General features: G+C 39.7%; 22 protein-coding genes. 13 read left to right on the top strand and 9 right to left on the bottom strand.

Annotated features, from left to right (window positions below; all coding sequences use genetic code 11):
- Nucleotides 1-132: 132 nt before the first annotated feature.
- Together sppA and HUW48_RS06915 are read right to left on the bottom strand one after the other, a co-directional pair.
- On the bottom strand, nucleotides 133-1,896 hold the full coding sequence (gene sppA / locus HUW48_RS06920; protein ID WP_182414984.1) for a signal peptide peptidase SppA: 1,764 nt from the start codon (nucleotides 1,894-1,896) through the stop codon (nucleotides 133-135).
- A 130-nt stretch (nucleotides 1,897-2,026) separates the two neighbouring features.
- A complete protein-coding gene (locus HUW48_RS06915; protein WP_182414983.1) occupies nucleotides 2,027-3,298 on the bottom strand; it encodes a replication-associated recombination protein A in 1,272 nt (423 codons plus the stop codon).
- Between the two features lie 344 nt (nucleotides 3,299-3,642).
- Between HUW48_RS06915 and HUW48_RS06910 the strand changes: the two genes are divergently transcribed.
- From HUW48_RS06910 to HUW48_RS06890, 5 genes are all read left to right on the top strand, one after another.
- Nucleotides 3,643-4,890 (top strand): exo-beta-N-acetylmuramidase NamZ family protein, encoded by a 1,248-nt coding sequence (locus HUW48_RS06910; RefSeq protein WP_182414982.1) that lies wholly within the window; start codon nucleotides 3,643-3,645, stop codon nucleotides 4,888-4,890.
- A gap of 42 nt (nucleotides 4,891-4,932) precedes the next feature.
- On the top strand, nucleotides 4,933-6,984 hold the full coding sequence (locus tag HUW48_RS06905; protein ID WP_182414981.1) for a M13 family metallopeptidase: 2,052 nt from the start codon (nucleotides 4,933-4,935) through the stop codon (nucleotides 6,982-6,984).
- A 55-nt stretch (nucleotides 6,985-7,039) separates the two neighbouring features.
- Nucleotides 7,040-7,429, top strand: a complete 390-nt coding sequence (locus HUW48_RS06900) for a hypothetical protein (RefSeq protein ID WP_182414980.1) — start codon at nucleotides 7,040-7,042, stop codon at nucleotides 7,427-7,429.
- 26 nt (nucleotides 7,430-7,455) lie between these two features.
- The gene (locus HUW48_RS06895; protein ID WP_182414979.1) at nucleotides 7,456-8,115 is read left to right on the top strand and encodes a YdcF family protein; all 660 of its coding nucleotides are present in this window, start codon (nucleotides 7,456-7,458) and stop codon (nucleotides 8,113-8,115) included.
- A 248-nt stretch (nucleotides 8,116-8,363) separates the two neighbouring features.
- Nucleotides 8,364-8,804: a DUF2147 domain-containing protein gene (locus HUW48_RS06890; protein ID WP_182414978.1), complete on the top strand. Its 441-nt coding sequence runs from the start codon at nucleotides 8,364-8,366 to the stop codon at nucleotides 8,802-8,804.
- Between the two features lie 105 nt (nucleotides 8,805-8,909).
- Here HUW48_RS06890 and HUW48_RS06885 read toward each other — a convergent pair whose 3' ends face one another.
- Nucleotides 8,910-9,380, bottom strand: a complete 471-nt coding sequence (locus tag HUW48_RS06885) for a hypothetical protein (protein ID WP_182414977.1) — start codon at nucleotides 9,378-9,380, stop codon at nucleotides 8,910-8,912.
- 346 nt (nucleotides 9,381-9,726) lie between these two features.
- Here HUW48_RS06885 and HUW48_RS06880 point away from each other — a divergent pair, with 346 nt between their 5' ends.
- Both HUW48_RS06880 and HUW48_RS06875 read left to right on the top strand, forming a co-directional pair.
- Complete coding sequence (locus tag HUW48_RS06880; RefSeq protein ID WP_182414976.1) at nucleotides 9,727-10,347, top strand: hypothetical protein; 621 nt, start codon at nucleotides 9,727-9,729, stop codon at nucleotides 10,345-10,347.
- A 121-nt stretch (nucleotides 10,348-10,468) separates the two neighbouring features.
- Nucleotides 10,469-12,652 carry a gliding motility-associated C-terminal domain-containing protein gene (locus tag HUW48_RS06875; protein WP_182414975.1) on the top strand — a complete coding sequence of 728 codons (2,184 nt, stop codon included), beginning with the start codon at nucleotides 10,469-10,471 and terminating at the stop codon, nucleotides 12,650-12,652.
- Nucleotides 12,653-12,725: 73 nt separating this feature from the next.
- Here HUW48_RS06875 and HUW48_RS06870 read toward each other — a convergent pair whose 3' ends face one another.
- The gene (locus HUW48_RS06870) at nucleotides 12,726-13,355 is read right to left on the bottom strand and encodes a cytochrome c oxidase subunit 3 (RefSeq protein WP_182414974.1); all 630 of its coding nucleotides are present in this window, start codon (nucleotides 13,353-13,355) and stop codon (nucleotides 12,726-12,728) included.
- Nucleotides 13,356-13,902: 547 nt separating this feature from the next.
- Here HUW48_RS06870 and HUW48_RS06865 point away from each other — a divergent pair.
- The 3 genes from HUW48_RS06865 to HUW48_RS06855 all read left to right on the top strand — a co-directional run bounded on the left by HUW48_RS06865 (nucleotide 13,903) and on the right by HUW48_RS06855 (nucleotide 15,414).
- Nucleotides 13,903-14,394, top strand: a complete 492-nt coding sequence (locus HUW48_RS06865; RefSeq protein ID WP_246343756.1) for a DUF4920 domain-containing protein — start codon at nucleotides 13,903-13,905, stop codon at nucleotides 14,392-14,394.
- Between the two features lie 187 nt (nucleotides 14,395-14,581).
- Nucleotides 14,582-15,067, top strand: a complete 486-nt coding sequence (locus tag HUW48_RS06860; protein WP_182414973.1) for a hypothetical protein — start codon at nucleotides 14,582-14,584, stop codon at nucleotides 15,065-15,067.
- Between the two features lie 2 nt (nucleotides 15,068-15,069).
- Complete coding sequence (locus tag HUW48_RS06855) at nucleotides 15,070-15,414, top strand: hypothetical protein (protein WP_182414972.1); 345 nt, start codon at nucleotides 15,070-15,072, stop codon at nucleotides 15,412-15,414.
- Between the two features lie 383 nt (nucleotides 15,415-15,797).
- Here HUW48_RS06855 and HUW48_RS06850 read toward each other — a convergent pair whose 3' ends face one another.
- Both HUW48_RS06850 and HUW48_RS06845 read right to left on the bottom strand, forming a co-directional pair.
- Nucleotides 15,798-16,685, bottom strand: a complete 888-nt coding sequence (locus HUW48_RS06850; RefSeq protein WP_182414971.1) for a diacylglycerol/lipid kinase family protein — start codon at nucleotides 16,683-16,685, stop codon at nucleotides 15,798-15,800.
- Nucleotides 16,686-16,910: 225 nt separating this feature from the next.
- Nucleotides 16,911-17,807: a universal stress protein gene (locus HUW48_RS06845; RefSeq protein ID WP_182414970.1), complete on the bottom strand. Its 897-nt coding sequence runs from the start codon at nucleotides 17,805-17,807 to the stop codon at nucleotides 16,911-16,913.
- An 898-nt stretch (nucleotides 17,808-18,705) separates the two neighbouring features.
- Between HUW48_RS06845 and HUW48_RS06840 the strand changes: the two genes are divergently transcribed.
- Complete coding sequence (locus tag HUW48_RS06840; protein ID WP_182414969.1) at nucleotides 18,706-19,383, top strand: hypothetical protein; 678 nt, start codon at nucleotides 18,706-18,708, stop codon at nucleotides 19,381-19,383.
- A 552-nt stretch (nucleotides 19,384-19,935) separates the two neighbouring features.
- Nucleotides 19,936-20,961 carry a ScyD/ScyE family protein gene (locus tag HUW48_RS06835; protein ID WP_182414968.1) on the top strand — a complete coding sequence of 342 codons (1,026 nt, stop codon included), beginning with the start codon at nucleotides 19,936-19,938 and terminating at the stop codon, nucleotides 20,959-20,961.
- Nucleotides 20,962-21,256: 295 nt separating this feature from the next.
- Here HUW48_RS06835 and HUW48_RS06830 read toward each other — a convergent pair whose 3' ends face one another.
- Together HUW48_RS06830 and HUW48_RS06825 are read right to left on the bottom strand one after the other, a co-directional pair.
- Entirely contained in the window at nucleotides 21,257-21,892 is a 636-nt protein-coding gene (locus HUW48_RS06830; protein ID WP_182414967.1) for a TVP38/TMEM64 family protein, read from the bottom strand.
- Nucleotides 21,893-22,055: 163 nt separating this feature from the next.
- Nucleotides 22,056-22,922 (bottom strand): SGNH/GDSL hydrolase family protein, encoded by an 867-nt coding sequence (locus HUW48_RS06825; RefSeq protein ID WP_182414966.1) that lies wholly within the window; start codon nucleotides 22,920-22,922, stop codon nucleotides 22,056-22,058.
- 200 nt (nucleotides 22,923-23,122) lie between these two features.
- Here HUW48_RS06825 and HUW48_RS06820 point away from each other — a divergent pair, with 200 nt between their 5' ends.
- The gene (locus tag HUW48_RS06820) at nucleotides 23,123-23,659 is read left to right on the top strand and encodes a pyridoxamine 5'-phosphate oxidase family protein (RefSeq protein ID WP_182414965.1); all 537 of its coding nucleotides are present in this window, start codon (nucleotides 23,123-23,125) and stop codon (nucleotides 23,657-23,659) included.
- A gap of 144 nt (nucleotides 23,660-23,803) precedes the next feature.
- Here the strand turns inward: HUW48_RS06820 and HUW48_RS06815 are convergent, their stop codons facing one another.
- Nucleotides 23,804-25,717, bottom strand: coding sequence for a sensor histidine kinase (locus tag HUW48_RS06815; protein WP_182414964.1), 1,914 nt, complete (start codon nucleotides 25,715-25,717; stop codon nucleotides 23,804-23,806).
- Nucleotides 25,718-26,138 lie beyond the last annotated feature (421 nt).

Below are 26,138 nucleotides of genomic sequence, written 5' to 3'. Positions count from 1 at the left end.
GAAAGTTTTTAAGTTAATAAGTTGCAGGTTTTAGATTGAAAATTTACAGGTTGCCGATTACAAGTTAGAGGTTGATTGTTCCAACTTTATTGTTGCTGATAGTACAGGAACAATAAATTATTTTATTGGCGCCTATTGCACTTTTAGCTCAAAAGGTAAACGGGCCTGAATGCCTTGCAGGCGCGAAACTTTTTGGAGTTGTTCAAAATATGGGTACATTTCGCCGAGTTCGGCGCGTAAGCTGCGGATTTTTACTTCTTTGTTCACGTCGCCCATCCATTCCTCCAGGAAAGACCTTTGGGCAGGCAAATTTTTCACGCGGTAATTAGTACCTAATTTAGCTCGGGTAGCAGCAATTTTTACGGCATCTTCCAAACCGCCCAATACGTCTACCAAGCCTCGTTCCTTTGCTTCTACTCCCGACCAAACCCGGCCGGAAGCAATTTTCTGCAATTCGGCCAGCGTCATGTCGCGGCCTTTGGCGGCTTTGGTGGTAAAGTCGGTGTAAATCTTTTCTACTTCGCGCTGCACAATTCGTTTTTCAAAATCAGTCATCCGGCGCGTAACGGTGGGCAAATCGGAGAACTTACCGGTTTTAACGCGGTCCAGGGTAATGCCCAACTTATCGTTTAAGAAACCCTGAAAATTTGGAATAATACCAAAAACCCCAATGCTACCCGTGATGGTATTTGGGTGCGCCACAATGGTATCGCACGCCATGGCAATGTAATACCCACCAGAAGCCGCGTAGTCGGACATGGAAGCAATAACCGGTTTTTCTTTGCGCGCCAGCATTACTTCGCGCCAGATAACATCCGAAGCCATTGCGCTACCACCCGGGGAATTCACGCGTAAAACAATGGCCTTAATGGCTTTATCTTTTCGGGCTTTTCTAATTTCATTGGCAAACTTGGTTCCGCCAATAGATTCGTCGTCACCTTCGCCGTTTACAATATCGCCGGAAGCGTAAATTACGGCAATGCGGTTTTTAGAGTATTCTGAATCGGAAGTTCCGGCTACTTTGCGGTATTTCTTTAAAGTTACTAATGTCATTTTTGCATTTTCGCTTAAGCCTGACCGCTTTTTGATGTAATCCAAAGCTTCGTCGTAATAACCTACGTTGGTAACTAACCCGTATTTAAGTGCATCTTCCGGGCTATGCACCAACATGGAATCGGAAATAAGTTTTAAATCGGCAACAGTCTTATTCCGCGATTTGGCTACGTTTTGTAAATAATAATCATTCAGGGAATTTAAAAAGGAAGTTACCTGCAAGCGATTGGGCTCGCTCATTTTATCTAGGAACAAGGGCTCTACAGCACTTTTAAATTCCCCTACTTTAAAAATATTTACGTCGATGTTCAGCTTTTCGAGCATGCCTTTAAAGAACATGGTTTCGGCGCTTAAACCGTTTAATTCAAAGGCACCCTGCGGATTGATGTACATTTTATCTGCCACTGAAATTAAGTAGTAAGCTTTTTCGGAGCAGATATCATTATAAGCTACAATAAACTTTTTCGACTGTTTAAAATCAATCAGCTCTTTCCGGATTTCTTCGAGCGTTGCCATGCCGGCATCAACCATTTCCACGTTCAGGAAAATGCCTTTAATTTTATCGTCCTTTTTTGCTTTCCGGATAGAAGCTTTTATTTCGTCGAGGCCATACCCACTTGACCCTACTCCAAACGGAATTCCTAATTCATCAAAAGGATCTTTAGGCTGGCGTTCGTTAATGGGTTGGTCCAGCTTTAATTCTAAAACAGAATTTTTATTAATAACAACCTCTTCGGAAGAGGCGGTAGAAGCAACAATACCAATTAATATTAAAAATGATAGGAGGAAGAATAAAAATAAGCCAACAATTGTGGCGAGTGTAAATTTAAAAAACTGTGCCATATACCTTACATTTAAAAACCGGTATTTCTACCGATAGCAATACCGGTTCAAGCTACTAATAGTTTAAGTAAAAAGATAATATTACCCGTAAATAATAGCTGTTCTAACTGGTTTAAAGGATTTTAAACTTTTAATAGTTGTATTTATCGCCCCACATATTATGCAGGATTTTGCGGGTTTCGTTTTCGCGGGGATTATTGCCGGGTTCGTAAAACACCTTACCTTTTATTTCTTCGGGTAAAAACTCTTGTGGCACAAAGTTATGGGCATAATCGTGCGCATATTTGTAACTTTCGCCGTACCCAATATCTTTCATGAGTTTGGTGGGTGCGTTACGCAAATGCAGTGGCACCGGTAAAGCCCCGTTCTTCCGGACGTGTTCCTGCGCCGCCCAAATAGCCAGATAGGTGGAATTACTTTTAGGGGAAGTAGCCAGAAAAACAGCCGTTTGCGACAGAATTATACTGCTCTCGGGATAACCAATAACATTTACCGACTGAAAGCAAGCGTTCGCCATTAACAAGGCATTGGGGTTCGCGTTGCCAATATCTTCGGAGGCCAGAATAAGCATGCTCCGGGCTATAAACTTGGGATCTTCGCCTCCTTCAATCATGCGGGCCAGCCAGTACAACGCCGCGTTAGGATCGGAGCCACGCATGGATTTAATAAATGCCGAAATAATATCGTAATGGTTCTCGCCGGATTTATCGTACAGCACAATGTTTTGCTGCGCAATTTCTTTTACTTTTTCGTCGGTAATAACTACCTCGTTGCCGGGTGAGGCTTCTACTACAATATCCAGCAAATTGAGCAACTTACGGGCATCGCCACCCGAAATGGTTAACAAGGCATCGTACTGCTCTACTTTTATATTCTTTTTTTGCAGGTACTCGTCGTCGCGAATGGCTTTATTTACTAAATCGATCAACTCGTCCTTACCCAAGGATTTTAAAATATATACCTGCGCCCGGGATAGTAAAGCAGAAATAACTTCGAACGAAGGATTTTCGGTGGTAGCACCTATTAAAGTAATTATACCTTTTTCAACGGCGCCCAATAAGGCATCTTGCTGCGATTTATTAAACCGATGAATTTCGTCGATAAACAAAACCGTACCCGGACGCTTTTTTGCCTGATCAATTACCTCCCGAATATCTTTCACGCCTGAATTAATGGCGCTTAAAGCAACAAAAGGCTGTTTTAATTGGGTAGCAATAATATTAGCCAGAGTGGTTTTGCCTACGCCGGGCGGCCCCCACAAGATCATGGACGGAATCATCCCCGACTCCAGGTAGCGCCGCAAAACTCCGTTCGGGCCTACCAAATGCTGCTGACCGGCAAACTGATCCAGCGAATGCGGACGCATTCGTTCGGCTAATGGTATTTTAGTGTTATTTATCATTTTTTAGAAAATGCATTTTAATGGTTACGTTTTACATCCGGCAAGTAACGGAACACAAGCTACCTAAATTTAAAAACAAACGTGTTCTTACTTTTAAATAAAGGTGTCCTTTTTTGCGTTTTTGTATAATCAATTTGGTGAAGAAAATAGAACTTTCACTCACCTCCATTTTTAATTTTTTACAAGGTAAGAACGGATTTCGTGAATTATTTCATCAGCACCGCTAAATCTCTCCCGGTTAAAAGTAAGGCACAAATTAAATCGGAAAAGCTAATATTTTATATACCTTCGTTATATTACCTTTTAATACCCAAAGCTCTAACAACCTCCTATTTTATTCTGAAATGAACATTAAAAACTTATTTATTGCTGGTTTGTTTTTGTCTGTTTTTTTAATCTCTACTTATATTATTGCCTGCCGTCCAGACTCCACTACTAAAAAACCTAACCCGGAAAAAATAGCGGCCCAACCTATTACAGGAGCTGATCAAACCGAAAAGTATATTCCGTATTTGCGGGGTAAACGCGTTGGCCTGGTAGCCAATCCTACGTCTGTAATTGGTAAGCAAGCTTCGGCGGATAGTTTACTGGCCTTGGGCGTTAAAATTCAGAAAGTTTTTGGACCGGAACATGGCTTCCGGGGTAATGCCAGCAACGGAGCCAAAGTACAGGACGAAGTAGATGCGAAAACCGGACTTAAAATTATTTCCTTATACGGTAAAACGGCCAAACCTACTAAAGAACACCTGGCCGATGTGGATGTAATGGTATTCGATATTCAGGATGTGGGGTGCCGCTTCTACACCATTATTAACACCCTGGAACACGTAATGGAGGCTTGTGCCGAAAACAACAAAGAATTAGTAATTCTGGACCGACCTAACCCCAACGGGTACTTTGTGGATGGCCCTATTTTGGAAGATTCGCTTCGCTCGGGCGTTGGCCGGCACCGGACACCCATTACCCACGGTTTGACCATGGGTGAGTTTGCGCAATACTTAAACGGTGAAGGCTATTTAGCTAATAAAGTAAAATGCAAACTTAAAATTATAAAAGTAGCTAATTACACCCACGATACGCCCTACGAATTACCGGTTAAACCGTCGCCTAACTTAAACACTGCGCAATCTATACTGCTCTATCCTACTTTATGTTTGTTTGAGGGTACTATTATTAGTCAGGGACGGGGCACGCAAATGCCTTTTACTGTATTGGGTGCCCCGGCTCTAAAAGGCAAGTATCCGTTCTCATTTCGGCCGGTTAGTATTCCGGGAATGTCCGAAACGCCCCTGCATCATAATACCGATTGCTATGGCCTGGATTTAAGAAATTACGACACCAATCAGCTCCGGAAAACGAAACAGGTTAATTTAAAATGGCTGATGGAATTATATAAAGCCTACCCCGACAAGGAAAAGTTTTTTGATTATACCCAAAGCAAGCAAATGGGTAATTTTGATAAACTAGCCGGTACTTCCAAACTGCGTAAACAAATAATAGCGGGTTTGTCGGAAGCGGAAATCCGGAAGAGTTGGGAGCCAGGTTTAAGCCAGTATAAGCAACTCCGCAAAAAATATTTACTATATCCTTAATTTAGTTATTTCCCGTTCGTCCTACGATCATTACTAACCTATATGAAAAACTTTAATTCATTGTGCTTTTTCATGTTCTTATCGGGCGCTTGGTTATTGAGTGCTTGTCAGAAAAAAGAAAAAGAGAAGACCCAAACGCCGGACTTAATCAGCAGCTACCTCGATACTACCGTAGCCCCTGGCAACGACTTTTTTCAGTATGCTAACGGCACCTGGCTTAAAAAACACCCTATTCCGGCATCGGAAAGTAACTGGAGTATCGGCAAAGAAGTACAAAACGAAATTTACGCCCGCTTACGAAGAATCAGTGAAACGGCCTCTTTCAGCGAAGGAAACCCAGGCAGTAACGAACAGAAAATTGGTGATTTTTACCATTCCGGCCTGGATACGGTAACCATTGAAAACCAAGGAATAACACCTTTAAAACCGGAGCTGGATCGTATTGCTGCTTTAAAATCAAACGCCGAAATACCTACTGTTGTAGCCCGTCTTCAAACAATAGGAGTAAATGCTCTTATTGGTCCTTTTGTGGAACAAGACGCCAAAAATAGCGAGCAAATGGCGCTTTACCTTTATCAATCGGGCTTGGGATTACCTAACCGTGATTATTATTTTAATAAAGACAACCGCACGCAAAATATCCGGCGGGAATACGGCAAGCATTTAACTAAAATGTTTACCCTTTTAGGCCAAAACGAAGGCACGGCTAAAAAAAACAGCGAGCGCGTCCTGCGCCTGGAAACAGCTCTCGCCAAAGCTTCCCGCAAACTGGAAGATCTACGCGATCCGTACGCCAATTATCATAAAATGGCGGTAACGGAGGTAAATAAACTCACCCCGGGTATTGACTGGCAAAACTGGTTGAGCCAAATGCAAGTTCAAAAACTGGATAGTATAATTGTAGGGCAGCCCGAGTTTTACCGTACGGTAGGTCAATTATTGAAAACTACGCCTCTCCCCGATTGGCAAGCTTATTTACAATGGCAACTGGTACACGCTTTCGCCGAACAATTACCGAAAGCCTTTGACGATGAACATTTCCGGTTTTACGGTAACGTAATGCAAGGGCGTAAACTACAGCGGGCGCGTTGGAAACGAGTGCTCGACGAAGAAGAAAACGCCATGGGTGAAGTATTAGGCAAATTGTTCGTAGCCGATTATTTTTCGCCGGCCACTAAAAAGCGTTACGAAACCATGGTGGATAACGTAGTGGCCGCTTTCCGCGAACACATTCAACAACTAGATTGGATGACCCCGCCCACGAAAGAAAAAGCCTTGGCTAAGCTAAATAAAATTACTAAAAAGGTGGGCTACCCAAATAAATGGAAAGATTTCTCGGATTTAAAAATAGATCGGTCTTCGTACGTGCAAAACGTTATGCGGGCCAACGAATGGTGGTATCGTTACCATTTAAATAAACTGGGCAAACCTGTAGACCGGAATGAGTGGAGCATGACCCCGCAAACCTACAATGCTTACTATAATCCCAGCAACAACGAAATTGTATTACCCGCCGCCATATTTGCCATTCCGGGTATACGCGACGAAGATTCCGATGATGCCATTATTTACGGTTATGCCGGCGCTTCTACTATTGGCCACGAACTTACCCATGGCTTCGACGATCAAGGCAGCCAGTTTGACGCGCAAGGGAATTTAAAAAACTGGTGGGCACCTAAAGACCAAACCTTATTCAAGAAAAAAGTAAATGAAATAGTAAAGCAATTTAACGATTACGTAGTTCTTGACAGTTTGCACGTGAACGGCAAAGCTACGGCCGGCGAAAACATTGCCGATTTAGGCGGAATAGTAATTGCGCTGGATGCTTTTAAGAAAACGGAACAATACAAAAAAGACGAAAAAATTGGCGGCCTCACTCCTATTCAACGTTACTTTTTAGGGTATGCTTTGGGCTGGCAAGGTCACCAGCGCGACGAACGCCTCGCGCAGCAAATTCTGACCGACGTACATTCGCCGGCCAAACTCCGGGTAAATGGGCCTATGTCAGATGTACCCGAATTTTACCAGGCCTTTAACGTAAAACCCGGCCAAAAACTTTATCGTCCTGATTCGCTGCGAGTGAAAATCTGGTAGACTAGTCAATAGTCCATGGTCAATAGTTGATGGCAATTAGTTTCGAGAATTACGGATGTATTTTGAAATTCTTTTAATAGTATGTGCTGCTATATTTATAGGCACCGGAATTAATAGTCTCATTGAAGCCCGGGAAAGAGCAAAATTTGGATTTCATACTAATGCGGTAGTAGTTAAACTGGTAGGGGAATGGTCGCGCAGCAATAGTAAAATTACTTACCTCTATTATCCTATTATTAAGTTTAAAGATAATGCCGGCTCAGATGTACAGGGGAAACTCGAAATAGGTACTTTCCCCCCATTTTACTACGCAGGTCAAAAGGTTAATATTATTTATTTTGAAAACCAGATTTTTCCTTCCACCCGCTTTTCCAATGTTGTTGGGTGGCTAATTATTTTATTGGGGCTTGGAATTTTATCATACGGAATAACGCAACTTTATTAATATTTTCAAAACATCTTACAATTAACATGTCTATTTCTTCTGAAACACTTCAGCTTGCCCAACGCATTTGGGATTACCACCATGTGAACCACGAATTACAGCCCGCCGATTGTATTATGGTACTGGGCAGCCACGATTTGCGGGTAGCCGAAAGAGGGGCCGAATTATGGCTGCAAGATTATGCCCCCTGGTTGTTATTTGCCGGCGGTTTAGGACGTTTAACCTTAGGTTTATGGCAGGAAACCGAAGCCGAAAAATTTGCCCAGGTGGCCAGGCAAATGGGCGTACCAGCAGAAAAAATTCTGACAGAAAGTCGCTCTACGAACACCGGTGAAAATGTGGCCTTATCTTACCAATTACTGCAACAGCAGCAAATAAAAGTAAACCGTTTTATTTTAGTGCAGAAGCCTTACATGGAGCGTCGAACGCTGGCAACTTTTGAGAAACAATGGCCTGGACCTAAAACCGAAATTCTGGTTACTTCCCCGCAAATAGATTTTAATAATTATCCCAATCAGGATGTTTCCATGGAAGAAGTAATTTCCATTATGCTGGGCGATTTACAGCGCATCCAAATTTATCCCGAAAAAGGATTTCAAACATACCAGGCAATCCCTTCAGAAGTTTGGGAAGCCTACGAAAAATTAGTTGCCCAAGGCTTTACCAGTCACCTTATTTCTGAATAATAATAGTAGTAGGTTTTAGATGGATAAAATTCAGCAGTAAAACTTGGTTTTAGTAACTAACTTAACTTACTGATTAAAAGAAATATTATCTAAATCTTTTTGGGATTTACTTAAAGTAGAACAATCCTTTACCTGCCTGCTACGTTTTGGGAGTAAGGTAATTTTAACAGATTTGCCTTGAATTTTATAAAGTTTGGAAATGCTTAGGCAGTTGCCTAAATTTCTATTTGAATTGGAAAACGACACGCATGAAAAACCATCTGTTATTGCTGGTGTTTATTTTAATAATGGGAAGCTACCGGGTACTTGGGCAAGACACTGCAAATACCCCGGTTGGAACCTGGACCAACGAAGATAAAGAAGCTAAGTTTGAAATATATAAATGTGGCAGTAAGCTCTGTGGTAAAATAGTCTGGTTAAAAGAACCTATACGCGATGGTAAACCCAAGTTAGATAAGTCGAACCCGGATAGAAATTTACAGAATCGGCCCATTTTAGGCTTGGTTTTTATGCAAAATTTTTCTTTTGAGGGGGATAACAAATGGGATGATGGTACTATTTACGATCCTAAAAGTGGCAAAACGTATTCGTGCTACATGAAAGTTTTAGGCAAAGATAAAATGGAAGTAAAAGGATATATTGGCATTTCTTTAATTGGCCGTACTCAAAATTGGACGCGGGTAAATTAATGTTGCCTAATCTATAAACAAAAAAGGTGAACCTGTTAGTGGGCTCACCTTTTTTGTTTATAGTCAAATAAGATTTTTAACGATTATAAATTTTCTGATTAATATTTAAAAAACCTCTTCAATCTGGTATTGTTTATCCCGGAAAGTAAATGTTTCGCCGGTTGTTTTATCCGCCATGGCTTTAAAAATGGGCGACATAGTAGAAATAGCGAAGTATTTTTCTCCGTTAACCTGTACTTCGCCTACACTCGCCGAAACAAAATACTTTTGCAAGTTGGTGTGCACCACCGAACCGAGAGTAATTATTTTATTTTCTTTAGTAGCTACAATCCGTTTTAGAATGGCTAAAACTGTAATAGCTTCATCCATTTGCTTGGCAAACATATCCCGCTGAATTTGGCAAGCTTCCCGGAACGATTCAAACTTATCTTCAATACCCGCACCCTGGTGCTCATTAGCGCTTTCCTGCGCTTCGTCCATGGCACTTTTAGCAGTTTGAATCTGCACATTCTGGATTCGTAGACATTCGCTAAGTAAACGCTGTTTTATTTCTAAATTTTTAGTCGTTACTATCATATTTAAAATTAATTGCTCTTATTCCAAATAAATCTTAAGACCGCAAAAGAGAGATATAGTACTTGTATTAAAGATAAACGTTTCGTATTTCAAAAAAAAGTAAACGGTTGTCCCAGGTCAATTTATTATAACCAGATTTATTATGCCGGTAAGATGCAATATCTGCTTCATTTACTTCTTTATCCGTTCACTCAAAAACAATCCAATAAAAAGCAGGTTTAAATTCTATCTTTCATTAAACTTTTAACCTGCGTTATATCGTTTCTGCTGCGGCTATTTTTAATTATTGTTAAGTAAGTGTTAAACTATTTAAACTCGGAAATGTTATTTATATTACAAAAACAAAATGTTCCGTTTTAATTTGCTTAAATCTTTGTTACAGAATTTTAAATATCTCTTTACCAAAAATAAAAGTTCACAACCAACTTGTAAACGGCACTCTGGTTTTACAGGCACCGATCAGGAAGAATATGCCCATTGGCTGCAACAAAAAACGTATTTAAACTGGACTCCCGCCTTATTTAAATCTTACCATTTTGACAAGGCCGGTATCCGGCCCACTTATAAACTAGAACGTATTGAGCAATTAGGTAAACAAGGAGTTCTTTTTTTCTTTGACGATCGGATTGGTGAAGAAAATTTTAAATTTCTGACTGAGTTTTTAAAAGATCAGGTTATCCAGTTGGGTTATAGGCTGCATTCTGCTGATATTAGAACAAACCCCAAGGCTGAATTTATTGAGACCATATACAAATATTACTTTACCCCGCCACCAGCTTGTTTGGCTAACAGTATTCTGTGCAACCAACTGTACGGCAATATCAGCATTGATTTAATTCACTTAAACGCGCAGCCTTCTTTTATCCGGATAGTAGCCAATTCCTACTTAAGTTGTGCTTTCTCCAAACCGCTTCCCTTCGACGATTTATTAGATAATTTACTGGTGCGGCCTACCGAAATTTCATAGCCATTGCCGTATCTTTTACCAGTATCATTTACTTCCAGCCTCTCTTTCTACTTACTCTTTTACCTGTAGCATTGTAATCTAAATTTTAGTAGCTTAAGCCTGTATTAGCTTAGGTGTTTACATGAAATTACGGTTACTCTTTTTGTTATTTATAGGTTGTTTTACCTTAACCGCTCGGGCTACTCATATTGTGGGCGGCGAGTTTGAGTTAGAGCATCTCTCCTCCTCTAATTACCGGCTTACCTTAAATATGTATTTTGATAATTTAAATGGTAATCCGGGAGCTTTGGACCCGGACCTGGTGGCCAGTATTTTTGACAAGCAAACCAATGAACTCATGCAACAGGTGTACCTACCTTTAACTTCATCGGTACCGGTTGCCTATACTTCCATTGCTTGCACCAACTCCTCCTTGAGTACCCAAAAGCTGGTTTATACCAGTACGGTGCAGCTAAGCCCCTTTATGTATACCAGTCCGCAGGGGTATTATGTGGTTTGGGAAAGATGCTGCCGAAATAACGTAATATCCAATATAGTATCCCCCCAAAATGCCGGGCAGGCTTTTTATTTAGAGTTTCCGGCTGTAGTTAAAAACAATAAGCCCTTTGTAAATTCCTCGCCCAAGCTTTTTCCACCGCTCAGCGATTATGCCTGCATTAACGAATTATTTTATTACGATTTTTCTGGCAGCGATACCGACGGCGATTCTCTGGTCTATGAAATGATTACCCCACTTAATGGCTACAGTACTCCGTTCGATCCCTTACCCGAATTTCCTTCCAGTGGTCCCTACCCTACTATAAGCTGGGCGGCCGGTTTAGGAATTAATAATCAAATTCCGGGAAATCCAGGTATGTCTATTGATCGATTTACCGGTCGTTTAGTAGTTCAACCCAGCCGTTTAGGTTTATTTGTTTTTGGGGTACGCTGCATTGAATACCGAGATAATATTAGAATTGGCGAAACCCGCCGCGATTTTCAGCTATTGGTTTTAAACTGCCCCACTAATGCTAAACCACAAATTACAGCTCAGGTACAGGGACAAAAAGTATCTTACCGGGAAGGAGACACCTTGCGCCTGACTCCGGATGGAAATCACTGCCTTGATATTTTTATAATGGACCCTGACCCCGACGAACCGCTCACTATTTCTTACCGGCCCGTTAATTTTACGATGACGGATAAAATTCTAAGTGTAACACAAGGCGTGGTAAACCAGGGAGGGCAAAGGGATTCGTTAAAAGCAACGCTATGTTTTCCGGGCTGTTTAGATTCTAAAGGGAAAACGTATTTGTTAGATGTAATGGTAAAAGACAATGGCTGCAGTTTACCTAAAGCCGATACCGTTCACCTGACGATTATAGCAGAACCGGTACCCAACGAACCACCAACTATTCGTACAACCGCTCCGGATACGGTTCTAACTGCTAAAATGGGAGATGTTATTACTTTTGATGCGATAGGCACCGACCCCGACGAAGAAGAAGTTACGGTAAAACTGGAACCGCGCAATTTTAAGTTAGGTAGCCAGAAAATTACTTTTTCTACTGCTTCCGGGCCAGGGGCCGTTACTGTACCTTTCCGGTGGGAAATAGATTGTTCCGCTACCGGGCAAAACAGCTACTTACTCGATTTTGTGGCAACCTCTATGGTGTGTGGTCAACCGGTTTCTAAAATAACTACCGTTGAAGTACGCATCGATAACCCTAATGCTCCTCCGCAACTAAAAACTTTACTCGAAGGTCAAACCATTACTATTCCGTTTGGCGGTTCGGTTAACGATTCTATTTTTGGCTTAGATCCGGATGTAAACCCAATTATACTGAGCGCGGCCGGGGAAGATTTTAATTTAGCAGATTACGGGATGCAATTTACACCTGCTTCTGGTAACGGTTCTGCCCGTACGGCTTTTTCCTGGACACCGGATTGCCGCTCCCTGGATAGAGAATCGTATAAGGTAAATTTTTCGGTGCAGGAGCAAGCCTGTCAGCCGCATGCCATTTTAGTAAAAAGTGTAATCTTTCTGGTGCAACCGCCCAATACCACTAGCTTTATCCCGGCTAATGTTTTTACCCCGAATAACGATGGCCTGAACGATTACTTCCAGATGCCCAATTTACCACCGAATTATTGCGAAAGTATTTTTGCCAGTATTACAATTTTTAACCGGTGGGGCAATCAAGTTTACAACAGTACAAACCGTGAATTTAAGTGGGACGGCCACAATGCTACCGATGGGGTTTATTATTACCTGATTAAGTTTTCGGATAAGGAATACAAAGGCCATGTAACTCTCGTTCATTAAAGTTTACCGCACCTTTAGATTGTACTTATATTTATAAATCGCTAATAATTAAGCCTTATTTAGAACAATCTGATTAATTAAAGAATAGAAAGAGCAGATAGATACAAACCCACAAAATATCCATAAAATGCCAGTAAGTACACAGCAAAGTTAATTGCTGCCGGCGGTAAGGATTGCGAATAAATACTAACGAGCGAATAGGATTAAGGGAAGCGTGCAGCGTTTTAAGCAACATAAACGACAAATACCCAAAACCACCCAGTAAATGGAGGCTGTGCAAAGCTGAAATTAAGTAAACATACGTACCCGAACCACTCCGAAACGGAATACCGTGCATGTCCATATCGCGCCAGCCGGCTATTTGCGACCAGACAAAAGCCATTCCGAGCAATAAAGTTGCCCAAAGTACAGCCTTCAGTTTGAACAAATCATCTTTCAGGTAAAAGTAAATAGAACGGCTTATGGTAAAACTACTGCAAATCAGCAGGATGGTACTAATACTAAAAAATTTCGAGAAATGCCGGTTAATGGGGCCTTCTTCCAGTATACGGGTCCGGATATAAGCTACCATTAAAATCAGAAACATTACCGAGATTCCTACTATAACCAAATAAAGCATCATCAGAAACGGATGCACCTTTTCTATGCGGGCAAAAGTAGAATTACTGGATGTACCAATCGTATTTTTTTTATCGGGTTCCATAAGCGCCTCGTTTCTACCGGTAAGGTAAGTAATAAGAAAAGGGCATATATAATTCTCTTACTTAATTAATACTGGCTAATTTTTAAATCTGCTAACTTTTAAAATGGCCAAAGTTTTATCTGACTAATTCTTTAATTTACTATAACAATTGCTTTCTTTAGAGCAGTTTATGGTGTAACCTAAAGCCTTACTTACTTTAACGTAGGTATAACAAAAAACCGCCTGTAATGGCTCCGGTTTTTCAATCATTTTTGGAGTAATTTCAATAATAAATTTACTAGAAGCTGCTTAAAATAAAAATTAGGCTTTCGCTTTTACTAGTTAATTCTACCTTCTCTAAACATTAGTATGCACCACATAAAGAGTTAGATCAGATTAGTTGATTGCACTAGTAATACATCTTTCTTTATTTACTATTTTGTTAAATTTAGTAAATTCGTATAACCCAACAGAACGAGTTTTAGCGGTAGCTACAGAATCGGTTTATGTTACTGTTAACTATAGCAAAATCTATTACAACATTTGTTTTTCAATTAATTGTACTCTCATGAAATTACTATTTATTCTATTAATGACCAGCTTTTGTATTTGGCAAAGCCATTCAAACGCATATGCCCAAACTACAGCTCCTGCTCATAGTAAGAAACAACCTGCTACTCATTTTGGCCGGGCGGTATCCGCTGGTAAAAGCATGGCGGCAAGTGAACTGCCCCAGTTTATAGCCGGTAAGGATTCGGTACAGGTAAAAGTATCGGGCGTGGTGCAACAAGTATGTCAGGTAAAAGGCTGTTGGATGGATGTAAAACTTACGGATAATACCCGCATGAAAGTCCGTTTCCGGAATTATGGGTTCTTTGTGCCCAAAAATCTGAATGGTAAAAAGGTAGTTTTAGAAGGAACGGCTCACCAGGAAGTAATTTCCGTAGCGGATCAGCAACATTATTTAAAAGATGCGGGCAAATCGGCAGCGGAAATACAAGCCATTGGGCAGCCCAAAAAAGAAATCACCTTTGTCGCCGATGGCGTACAATTATTGTAACTGTAAATCTATTTAGAATTCTAAAATTTACTAATTAAAAGCGCTTTTTGAATATTTTCACCGGCAAGTACTCTGGGGAAGGATTATAATTGTTGGTGTCTTCACCCTAGTCGTCCGGCTAAGGAATTAAAAGGCGGATCCTGGTTGTTTTTGGGGCGTGGAACAAGCAGCGCACAGGAGCAGCATTGTGTCCGAGGAGGAAATTTTAGCTCGATTAAGCCTTCTCTTTGACCAACCAGCCTTGAAGCAACTAGCCCGGCAGAGTCGTTTTATTGAGCCGAGCAGCTCGCGGCTGAGTGGCTGGATGTTTTTGCCGTTGCTCCTGTTAATGGTATCCAGCGGCAAGGAGTTTAGCTTAAGCCAGATGTGGGAACAACTGTTTGACAGGTATGGCGTAGTGAGGAGTAAACAATCGCTGGATGAGCGGTTTAATACCTTTGCTGATAGGTTCTTGCCCTCTTGCTTTGAACAAGTTTTTGAGCAAACATTACGCTGTAAAACAAACCTTCCGCCGCCTGCTATTTGGGAGCGCGTACTGCTCACGGCTGCTACCAGTTTCCAATTACCCTCGCACTGGCCGCTTTTTACCAAGGCAGTGGCGGCGACAATGGGTCGGCTAGCATTAAGATTCACCAGCAGTATGAACTTATCAACGGCTCCATACGGCAATTAACCGTGCGGGACGGCAAAGAGAGTGATCTGAAGTTACTGCAGGAATTTGACTCTAGGCAGGTAGAGCGGGAATTAAACCTACTGGGTATGGGATACTCTAAGCTGAAGCACAGGCAGGCTTTAAATGAGGCCAGTGGTTATTTTATCGGCCGCTATAAAATAGGGAAGAGCGTGCTGGAGCTGGATAAAACAGGCAAGATGAGCATATTTCGGTTTGAATGTTATCTCTATAGCCGGCTATTAGTGCTTCTACTTTCTACGCAGGTAGAAACCAGGCTTAGGAGGGTTGCGGAGAAAGATTTTGAGCTAAGCGAGTGGAAAGCAAGGAGCTATTTAAAAAATGAATAATCCATTTCTGCCCAGCACTTCGAAATGGGCTGGAGCAACTAAAAACCTGGTTGGAGAACATCTTTAAATGATTATTGTAAATTGCCAGAAAAGAACACAAAAGAATGGAGAACGGAACACGTAAACCTTCGCCAAAAGATATCCTTCTCCCTTAGCCTGAAGGCTATGGTGTAGACACCACCAATGGCGGGATATCCGATATTGGAGACAAAATTAATCTGTTTAGTAAAAACATATTCGATTTAACGCCTTATTATAAGTAACAGGACGAAATCAATTTAATATCCTTAGTGTTGAAATGGATGAAATAATAGAATGATCATTTGCTACTTACTTATACAAAAGTCTAACATCCAATATCCTGATACTTGTGTTTTTTTTAATTAGCCTTTCGGATGAATAACTTTTAAGGATAAAGGATTGATGCTTACTTTAAACTCAGTTGCTTCGCCTACGTATTCTCCATCTGCGTGAAATTTAAAAGGTTGTTCGCTGGTTACGGCAATATGCGTGGAAGTAAAGTACTCCGCTGAACTACCTGCGGCGATGCGTTTTGTAAGCATTCCTAAACTTAAATGAATAGCCTTCCGAAAGTCTAAATCCCGGATCAGGCATACATCTACCAAACCATCTCTGATATCGGCTTTGGGGGCAATGTGCGCATTATTGCCGTACTGCGTGGCATTGGCAAAAGCTACTACAAAAACCTGGGTAGTAAGCAACTGTTTATTAAAATCCAGAACTGCTTCCTGAGGCTTAAATTTAGTAAATTCCTGCAATACCAGCCGGATATAGGTTTGCAAGCCCCGCTTGGTACTACTGGCAAATACGGAACTTATATAAGCATCGAACCCTATACCGGCCGTACAAAAAAACGGATGATCGTTAATAGTACAAGTATCAATAGCAGAGGAATAGTATTCGTTTATAATCCGGATTGCGTGGCGAAGATTCAGGGGAATATCCAGGTGGCGCGCCAATCCATTACCGGAGCCTTTTGGTAGAATTGCTAAAATAGCATCTGAATCTAGTAAACCCGTGGCTACCTCGTTAACAGTGCCATCTCCCCCAATGGCTCCTACTATTTTATAACCATCTTTAGCGGCCTGTCGGGCCAATTCTGTGGCGTGGCCTGCATACTCGGTAAAAACTAATTTTGAGGTAAATTTAGACGCATCCAGGTAACGGCTTAGTAATTCGGGTACATTAACCTGACTGGTACGCCCGGATTTAGGATTAAGAATAAAAAGAATATTTGTTTTTGCCGCCATAAAACAAATTATCAGCGGGCTCACTTGCCGCCTTAAATTGAATAAAGAACAAAAATACGCTTATTTCAGGTAAGTAAATGGCCACAAGTATTAAGTTAGTAGAAACAAGCCTTATTTTTACATAGCTCTTTTATTATAAGTTACTAAAAATGATTTCATTCTTTTAAATTCTAAAATCTTTTTTAGCTTCCTACTTACAAAATAATGCATTTTATAATAACGGTTTTAGGATTGCGCGTTTGGCCAATGGAAGGTTAACACCGGAATAGAGGCATGGTTTACCACACTTTCGGCCACACTTTTATGAAACAAATGAGCAAAGCCGGTACGTCCATGCGTAGGCATTAAAATTAAATCCGGAGTTACGGTGCTTACTACCTCCAGAATGCCATCGCTGGCAGAAGAATTAGGTTGAATAAACAAATTTACAGCTGTTAATTGATGGGCATTTACAAAAGCCAGCATTCTATCTTTTAATTCCTGCTCGCTAATGGAATCATTCTTAGTCCGGACGTATAATAAATTTAATTGGGCACCAAAGAATTGCTGAAAAAAAGTAAGATAAGGAACAATGGTAGCAGTTTCAGGAGCAAAATCCGAAGGAAATAAAATTTGTTTTACCTCGAAGTTGACAGCAGCCGGCTGCTTAATAGTAAGTACCGGGCAAGGACAGTGGCGGACTACATCCTCCGCATCCGAGCCAATCAATAATTCTTCCAGCCCATCTGCTCCCGCAGAACCAATTACTACCAAATCTACTTGCTCCTCGGTAACTACATTCACAATTTTATTTACTGCCAGGTCCGCTACCACTTCCGCCTCCACAATTACCCCTTGAACATTACCCGCTTCCACTAATCGGTTCATTTGTTGTTTTGATTGCTCAAGCAGTTCCGGCAGCATAAAATCATAACTCTGGTAAGCCCCAACCGGATTCATTTCGATACCCGCGTAAGAAGTACCGTAGCCAGATGTTAAAGGTAATTCAATGATGTGCAGCAACTTAATCATTGCTCCGCTTTTTCGGGCTAATTGCAATGCTACCTGAAAAGCTTGTTGCGATAAGTCTGAAAAATCTATTGGTACTACTATTTTCCGGATAGCAAGTGGTAAAGAATTCATAGTTTTTAGGTTTTAAGGAGGTACGGGTATTAGATAGAAGAGTTTAGCTTAAGAATTTTCCATTTAATTAATTTACAATCACCTGTTTACTTTTACCAGCCAATCTCGCATTCTTCGCCGTGGTTGCTGGAGCCACCCCAAAAACCATTGTATTTCCAGGCGAAGTAAATGGCAATTATAAGTCTACTTGTACAATCGTCGAAGCTTAAGTCGTAACCAAATTTTTTGTTCCTGGCGCACGTTTTCCAGGGTACGATCCTATAAAAGTATCTGACCCGGCTTTGATTGCCGGTCTTTGCTATATTTAAATCAGAATGCTAAGTATAAAAATCTAATCTTAGTTAGGTAATTAACTCCTGAAATAATAGTCTTATCTGGTTTTAATTTAAAGTTAACCTTCTTTAACCTGAATAACGATTAAATTTATTACTCTCCTTTTAACTTATAATTTGTAAGCAAATAGGTTTTACTTAAGATTCTATTTTAAACAAACTGCTTTAAAATTTATATCATCTTCTTCTAAAAGCCCCTATTATTTATATTCAACCCTTGAAAAACTATCAATCATAATAACTAAATAGTACAATTTAAATTATTTTAATCAAAAATTCAACAAAAGCATTTTAAATTAATCCTAGTTTATAATCAATTTAAAATTTAGAATATTTTTTACTAAAAACAGCTTAATTAGCTCAATAAGACGCTTAATTTGTTGAACTATTATTGCAATAAATTAAATACTATTATCAAATATTTAATTTATTGCATCAACTCTACCAACTCGCCAAATAATTTAATAAAAAAAGTACTACTTTTACCGTATACTTATCAGCATTTTAGCTAGTTCAACTGGCATGTGTAACTAAACCTATTCTTTTATTTACTAAACCCAAAAGCTATGTTTCAGAAATCGCTTTATTTTTGGAGCATTTTTCTTATAATTTCTACATTTTGTTATCCGGCTTTTGCTCAAAATTTAAATAAGCACGAATGGGTAGCCGGTAAAGTAGTACTTACTACCGGAGAAACTTTGTCCGGGGCGTTAAGCTATTTCTACAACAAAGAAATTATTCAGGTAAAAGGCGCCGATGGTTTTACCCGGGCTTTTTCGCCGGTAAACGTTTCTTATTTTCAAGGTTTTAACGAGAAAAAACAAGTACTGCAAATTTTTAAGCCTTTTAAATGGTCGCCAAATCCGGATGTGCCAGGCTTTAAAACCCCCGCATTTTTTGAAGTAGTAACCGAAGGCAAATATACTTTGGTGAAGCGAACAGCTTTTGTTATCCGGAATTTAGATCCGGTACCCATGTATGCTTCGCTGGGCCGGTATTACGAACCTTACTCTACTAACGAAACGTTGCATTCGGGTAAAAACTACCAGATTACCCGGCTGCATTCCTATTATGTACTTACGCCCGAAAACGAGATAATTAACTTGCGTAACCCTAAAAAAGATTTAGAAAATTTATACCAGGATAAAGCTAGTTCCATGAAGGCATATATCCGGGACAAAAAATTATCTTATAAAAATCCGGTTGCTTTAACGCACGTGGTGCAGTATTTTAACCATTTGTAATTTAGTAAATTAATAAATTTTTAATTCATTAACCCATCATCGTACAGGGTAGTAGGATTTACCGTCTTACTACCCTGTTTTTTTTCCTCGTGTAACATCCGGCAAACTTCGTTTAAAAAGTTAAGTTACATCTACAAAGTCAACGTGTGTTTTAGATAGCTTTATACCTTATAAAATAAATTCTTCATTAAGTAATTTCAACCTATTCTTCTTCAAGCAGGGTCATGCTTCCGGTATATTCATGGTAATTTTTCCATTAATTCTTGAAATAAAAAAAGAAAAAAAGATTGGATTCTGACTTTCTCTGCTATCAAATTAATCTTAAAGAAGTTAGGATAAAACCTTTAAACCACTTCATTTTACCATATTTCTTTTATTTTCCAGTACAGGTGCTTTGTTATTGGAGCTAAAATAATTGCATTTATTTAATAAATATCCAGACAAAAAAGATATAACTTAAAAATAAATTTATCTAAAAAGTATTGCATTACTTCTCATTATCAATAACTTAAGGACTTAAACTATCCTATCACTTAACCCCTTCTTTTCGTTATGAAATTAAAATTAACTACCCTGCTTTTTAGCCTTGCACTATTGGTAGTAACGGGCTGTCGTGAATTTTATGAGTACCTTGATTCGGTGGAACCCAATCCTTTAAAAGTTAAGGAGTATGCTACCAAGCTGAATAACCCTATTGGTTTAGCCCTTGACGCCGAACAACAATTATGGGTTACAGAAATTGGCACCGGCAAAGGTGATGGAAAAGTATCCGTATTTAAGTCCGATGGTAAAAAATACGTTGTTATTAATGGTTTTCCTTCCTTTTTTGGCCCTGGAGGTCCTGAGGAGATTGTTGGCTTAAACCACCTGTTAGTAAAAGATGGTAAAGTTTATATTTTGCATACCAATGGCATATTATACATAGCAGATATAAGTTCTTATAAAATTGGAAGTACTCCTTTAAAAGCCCAATCGCTTCAAAAGCAAAATATTGGCAAATTTGTTTTAAATTATCCGTTTAAAGTGAAGCCCGATGAATCAAACCCCTATAATTTAACGGTAGGTCCGGAAGACAACCTTTACATTACCGATGCCGGAGCCAATGCTGTTATTCGCCGGACACCTGCCGGAAAATTAGATGTATTTGTCACCTTCGACGATATTAAAAATCCGACTAAATTAGGCCCGCCAACTATAGACCCCGTACCTACCAGTATTGCTTTCAACAAACAACATTTTTATGTTACTACTTTAACTGGTTTTCCATTCCCAACCGGAAAAGCCCGGATTTATTCTGTAGACCTATCTGGTAAGGTTTCAATATACCAAGAAGGGTTTACTGCTATAACCGATATGACGTTTGATCCGACTTATAACCCCGTAGTAGTAGAACACGGTCAATTGGGCGAACAAGGATTTACCCCTAATACAGGTAGAATAGTTGTTGCCGCCGATAATGGACAAGCTAAATTTGGACCAGCATTAAACCAGCCAACTGCTATTGTAAGAAGTGGCCCCTTAACTTATTACGTAAATAGTTTACCAGACGGTAAAATATTTAAAGTAACCAATGAATAGGTTGCCCGAGTAACTTAAAATCCATTTTCTAGTAAGTTATATTCAACCGATTTTGCAGAATGAATTTACTTGACTTAGAAATGGTTTTAGTAATTTTAAATTTTAATTTCGATAATATTTAATAAAATCTATGCGGCTTGGAGTCTTCGGTGAAGGATTTTAAGCCGCATAGATTTTATTAATAGCAGCAGCATTATTTAATTAATAACAGAAGATTTACTTTTAGTAATCTCACGGTCAACCCGGGTAAAATTTAAACAGGCAATTTAGGCTTGGCTATATAACATACCTGTAACTATTCATTTGAAGCTTTATATTTATTCTTCATAACAAATTGGACCAGCCAACCTAAAATTACGGTACTCAGAATTATAATAATTGTTACTAACCCCGAATTTACAGCATTATAAAAGCTACCCAGATAGGCATAAATCACTGAAACAACTAAATGGCCCAAGGCCGAGTATAGTAAAAAGGTTTTAAAGGGGATAGCCGTGGTACCCGCCACAAAAGAGATAGCTTCGGAAAGAATGGGTAATGCTTTAGAAATAGTGATTGCTAAATTCCCAAATTTTTGAAACAAATTATTACTAAATGCTTTATCCTGGCTAGAGAAAAACTTATCGAAGTAGGCATTAGCACTCCGGCCCAGGTAAAACCCAAATACCGAAGATAAAAGGCTCGAACACCAGGACACCAACGTACCGAAGAAGGGGCCTAAAATTTTACCGTTCAAAATCATCAGCAAGCTGGATGGCACAGGTAAAATCGTATCTAAGGCCATAAAACTGAAACTAAGCAAAATGTAGGTAGCAATAGATTGTTCGGAATGCAAATTGGCAGCCATCCAATGTTCCAGGTCTTCGAACATAAGAAAGGTGGCAATAATAAGCACGCAGCAAAAGAAAAATATAAAGAAGAGCCGTTTCATAACCTAACTTACCAGCGCATTATAATACGTTCACCCCAAATCCTTAACTTTTAATAATAAATTAACTCGAGAAAAATTACCTTGCACTGGTATAACTTGGTTTTTTCCGCGCTGGCTAATAACGTATAGGTTTCAGCGGCGTAATTTCAACTACCTCCCAGAATTACCGAAGCACTGCCTGCTTACTGGCTTTCCTTATTTTTAATTCTTTTTTCAAAGCTTGCGCGACCATATTGGTAATTACTTCGTAGCCTTTATCTGAAGGGTGCAGTCCATCGTAAGTATTGTCAACAGATTCGGGTGGATAAGGATATACGTCGGTTTCGGGATTAAATGGAACATTGATAAAATCCGGATAAGAATAATTTTTGTATTGCCCGTTTGCCGGATCTTTCAGCCGTTTAAATTTTACCAAAGTTTCCAAGGTTATACCGCTTTGATTGTATAAATCTACTACGGATAGTTTTTCTAGTTTCCCGATGGCGTTTATGGCCGCGGCAAAAGCCGCCAGCGATTGTCCGTTTTTATCTTTATAAGAGCCATAGGCATTGTTTTTCATATTGTTGATGTACACAAAATCAACCCGCTGCATGGGCGTAATCAAGATAATTGGGGCTTTCTTATTTAATTCGCGAAGCTTGTTTATAATAATCCGGTAAGAACCATAAAAAGTGTTAGTGCCCGTGTTGTTCTGATAATCGGCCAGTGTGCCGATTGGTTTACCCTGCCACCAATCGTTAGTGCCTAAAAAAACGGAATATACATCGGCCTTTGCCAATCCTAGTTTCTCTATTTCCTCTGCAATGCGTACGGCTGTCCAGCCATTATAGCCTTTATTTACATACTCTAATTCCGGTAGCTTTTCGGTTACTCCGGTAAGATAACCTTTGGTAATGCGATTACCGGTTTCATCGGGATGATCGTTCAAGTACGTAATAGAATCGCCAATAGCTACCCAGGTAAGTGTTTTAGTAGTATTAAAGGAGCTGAAGAAGAAAAGCGGAAAAATTAAAAGAAAAAATTTTTTCATGTGCTTGAAGCCAGATCTATCCGGATAAAAGTAAGCGATAACCCTTAGAATTACAATGTGTACCTACCAGAACTAGGATTCTATTTCTACCACCAAAAGCAATGTTTTAGCCCTGCCTAATTAATTGATTTACTAATTTATTAATAACATTTTGAAGCAGTAGGGGTTTAGAAATAGACCCTTAACTAAAAACAAAAACGATGGATAGTATCAACCAACAGCAACCCGAAAAAAACCACCAGGATTTAGAAGGCCAATCGGCTGGCCAAAAAATAAAGGAATTAGCCGAAAAAGCAGATACTTGCTTTTTCTGTACCAAAATAACTACGGGTTTACCGCTTAAAGTACGGCCTATGTCGGTGCGGAAAGTAGAAGAGAACGGCAACTTTTATTTTTTAAGCGCATCCGATAGCCATAAAAATGCCGATATTAAAGCGGATTCCAACGTGCATCTTCTGTTTCAGGGATCGACGCATAGCGATTATTTAAGTGTTTTCGGAACGGCCACCATTAGCCAGGATAAAGCTAAAATAAAAGAACTGTGGAATCCTATCTTAAAAACCTGGTTTACCGAAGGCCAGGACGACCCCAGAATTACGGTTATAAAAATACAAGCTCACGAAGGCTATTATTGGGATAACAAACACGGCAACACAGTAGCTTTTGCTAAAATTCTTGTGGGAGCAGTTATTGGCGAAACCCTCGATGATTCAATAGAAGGGAAACTGACAATATAAGCATTTTTAGTTATCAGAAGTAACACTTCCTTTTAAAGGTCTGTGTTTGTACAGACCTTTTTGTTTAAAACTTTTGCTTCAGTTGGATATTGTAAAAATAGCTTATAGCTGCAATACTGATTTACATTTCTTTAACGAGGAAACTTAAGAAACAAACTCGCGGGTTGTAACGGTGGTTGCAACTGGTACGGGCTTTACCGGTAAAGTAATTTGAATAACAGTACCTTGGGGCACAGCCGATTTAATTTGCAGTTTCCCCGCCAAAATACTAAGCCTTTCCTGCATGCCGCGTAAACCGAATCCGGACTTGGGAACCGAGTTGGTAGCGTTAGTCGGGTTAATTCCTTTGCCGTTATCTTCTACGCTAAGATGTACCAGGCCGTCTTCCCGCACAATGTTCACGCGGGCACTGGTGGCCGCGGAATGTTTTACAATGTTATTTAAACATTCTTGAATAATGCGGTACACATTAATTTCTTGTTCTTTTGGAAATAGATTATCAATGGAGTCGGCATTTACCCGAATATCAATGCCGCTACCTTCCGACACTTCATCTACTAAACCGTTGATGGATTGCGTTAAGCCGAGCATATCTAACTGGAAAGGCCGCAAGCCGTAGGATATTCCCCGTATTTCGCTAATAGTATGAGCTACCGTTTCGGTTAAATCATCAGCGTGCCGGGCAACTTTTTCCGGATCGTCCAAGCGTTTTTTGAGCAAAAGAATACGGTTTTTAATAAGAATCAAGCTCTGTCCAACACTATCGTGTAGTTCGGCGGCAATTCGCTTGCGCTCATTTTCCTGCGACTGAATTAACTCCTGGGAGAAAGCAATTGCCTGTTGCATGGCTTGCGCCTGGACTTGTTCTTTTTCCAGCTTGTAAAAATTAAATTTACTGGCTAAAGCATACGATAAAACCACCGCTTCAATAAAAGAACCTAGTTGCAGGCTGCTTTCGGTAAAGGCCGTTTCGGGTAGTATATTGTTATCTTTGCAGATATAAATTAGAATACCCACGCCCAAAGCGGCTAAGCCTAAAGTATAATAAAGAGCCGGTTTAAAACCGCGCCGGTAAATAAGAATACCAGCCGTATACACGTATAAGTAAACAGGAATAAAGGAAAGCAACATCCAGGCAAAGCTCCAGACGTACAACCGCAACACGTTTAGCAACATTATAATACCCACCGACAAAATAATAATCCAACGCAGGCGGTAAAGCTTAGGCAAATATTGTTTTACCTGTAAAATAGCGTTGGTAAACCACAACGAAAACAAGATGGCCAGGCCAGCAAAAACCCGGATATTCACCATCCAGGCGAGTGGTTCGGGTAAAAATTCTAAAAAGTACCCCCGGATGCAAGCGGTATCAGCGGCAATACAAAAAATAAAAAATATGTAATACAAATATGCTTTGTCGCGCAAGGAGAAATATACGAACAGGTTATATACCATTAAGGCGAACAACAAGCCGAAGTAAATGCCGTTGAGCACATCTATGGTATGGTTCTTCTCGTAAAGTGCCGTCATGGTGGCAATTTGCAGGGGAAAACGCAGAATATTCCGGCTGCGGAAGCGGGCGTAATAGGTTTGTTCGGTTCCAGTAGGCAGGTTGAGCGGCAAAATTAATCGGTTTGTTTTCACCAATCGGGTTTCGTACGATTGCCCGGCTCCGGACTTTATTATTTCAAAGCCCCCGTTAGCGGTTATACGGTATAAATCTACTTCCTGCAAAAAAGAACTGCCTACTTCCAGGTACCATTTATTTTCCTGACTTGCATTACGGACCCGAAAAACAGCCCAAACAGCCGATGAAGAAGGGCCATAAACGGGTGCTTCTTGTTGACTTTTAGTAAATTTAGTTGGCTGTTGCCGTACCTGGTCAAAGGTTAATTTGCCGCTTGGGTCTTCCAATAAATAAACCTGGCTACCAATATCGTAACTAAAAGGTTGTTCTTGTAAAATTATTAGCGGTTCCGTTGCGGCTTGGGCAGAAATATGGCCAATGAACTGTACTAAAATCAACAGGAACATCGACAGAATAAAAGTAAATCGCATAAGAGAAAGCTAATAAAAATACGGGTAAGGATATGAGTAAGCAGCTAGTATTAAACAATTAAGGTAATTTTTTACACGATCACCAAAATCATTATTATAATTTAGAAAGTAAATATATTCTATTTTTCGACGTATTAAAAAGCAAAAATCATCTATTAAACTTCTGCTACTTTTCACGGTCTTGTCTAGCCAAATTTATAATTATTAAGTGTAAATTTACATATTTAATTTACTAAATAACTTTCCTTCAATTAGCCCATTTTGAATGCATTCAATAACCAAATTTTAATTTAATCAATAGTTAAATAGTTGGAATTTAAAACTTTACACATTACATTAAACTATATCTGGCAGCCCACAACCTCTAAAATCTGTATAATTATTTCTTATATAAGCAATACTACCTAGATAAAATGAGTAA

This window comes from Adhaeribacter radiodurans (genome assembly GCF_014075995.1).
Classification (GTDB): domain Bacteria; phylum Bacteroidota; class Bacteroidia; order Cytophagales; family Hymenobacteraceae; genus Adhaeribacter; species Adhaeribacter radiodurans.
This window is presented reverse-complemented; position numbering and strand designations above follow the sequence as displayed.

What these genes read in the sequence shown, in the direction of transcription:
- sppA (WP_182414984.1), bottom strand. Translation starts at nt 1,896, where the DNA reads ATGGCACAGTTTTTTAAATTTACACTCGCCACAATTGTTGGCTTATTT.
- HUW48_RS06915 (WP_182414983.1), bottom strand. Translation starts at nt 3,298, where the DNA reads ATGATAAATAACACTAAAATACCATTAGCCGAACGAATGCGTCCGCAT.
- HUW48_RS06910 (WP_182414982.1), top strand. Translation starts at nt 3,643, where the DNA reads ATGAACATTAAAAACTTATTTATTGCTGGTTTGTTTTTGTCTGTTTTT.
- HUW48_RS06905 (WP_182414981.1), top strand. Translation starts at nt 4,933, where the DNA reads ATGAAAAACTTTAATTCATTGTGCTTTTTCATGTTCTTATCGGGCGCT.
- HUW48_RS06900 (WP_182414980.1), top strand. Translation starts at nt 7,040, where the DNA reads ATGTATTTTGAAATTCTTTTAATAGTATGTGCTGCTATATTTATAGGC.
- HUW48_RS06895 (WP_182414979.1), top strand. Translation starts at nt 7,456, where the DNA reads ATGTCTATTTCTTCTGAAACACTTCAGCTTGCCCAACGCATTTGGGAT.
- HUW48_RS06890 (WP_182414978.1), top strand. Translation starts at nt 8,364, where the DNA reads ATGAAAAACCATCTGTTATTGCTGGTGTTTATTTTAATAATGGGAAGC.
- HUW48_RS06885 (WP_182414977.1), bottom strand. Translation starts at nt 9,380, where the DNA reads ATGATAGTAACGACTAAAAATTTAGAAATAAAACAGCGTTTACTTAGC.
- HUW48_RS06880 (WP_182414976.1), top strand. Translation starts at nt 9,727, where the DNA reads ATGTTCCGTTTTAATTTGCTTAAATCTTTGTTACAGAATTTTAAATAT.
- HUW48_RS06875 (WP_182414975.1), top strand. Translation starts at nt 10,469, where the DNA reads ATGAAATTACGGTTACTCTTTTTGTTATTTATAGGTTGTTTTACCTTA.
- HUW48_RS06870 (WP_182414974.1), bottom strand. Translation starts at nt 13,355, where the DNA reads ATGGAACCCGATAAAAAAAATACGATTGGTACATCCAGTAATTCTACT.
- HUW48_RS06865 (WP_246343756.1), top strand. Translation starts at nt 13,903, where the DNA reads ATGAAATTACTATTTATTCTATTAATGACCAGCTTTTGTATTTGGCAA.
- HUW48_RS06850 (WP_182414971.1), bottom strand. Translation starts at nt 16,685, where the DNA reads ATGGCGGCAAAAACAAATATTCTTTTTATTCTTAATCCTAAATCCGGG.
- HUW48_RS06845 (WP_182414970.1), bottom strand. Translation starts at nt 17,807, where the DNA reads ATGAATTCTTTACCACTTGCTATCCGGAAAATAGTAGTACCAATAGAT.
- HUW48_RS06840 (WP_182414969.1), top strand. Translation starts at nt 18,706, where the DNA reads ATGTTTCAGAAATCGCTTTATTTTTGGAGCATTTTTCTTATAATTTCT.
- HUW48_RS06835 (WP_182414968.1), top strand. Translation starts at nt 19,936, where the DNA reads ATGAAATTAAAATTAACTACCCTGCTTTTTAGCCTTGCACTATTGGTA.
- HUW48_RS06830 (WP_182414967.1), bottom strand. Translation starts at nt 21,892, where the DNA reads ATGAAACGGCTCTTCTTTATATTTTTCTTTTGCTGCGTGCTTATTATT.
- HUW48_RS06825 (WP_182414966.1), bottom strand. Translation starts at nt 22,922, where the DNA reads ATGAAAAAATTTTTTCTTTTAATTTTTCCGCTTTTCTTCTTCAGCTCC.
- HUW48_RS06820 (WP_182414965.1), top strand. Translation starts at nt 23,123, where the DNA reads ATGGATAGTATCAACCAACAGCAACCCGAAAAAAACCACCAGGATTTA.
- HUW48_RS06815 (WP_182414964.1), bottom strand. Translation starts at nt 25,717, where the DNA reads ATGCGATTTACTTTTATTCTGTCGATGTTCCTGTTGATTTTAGTACAG.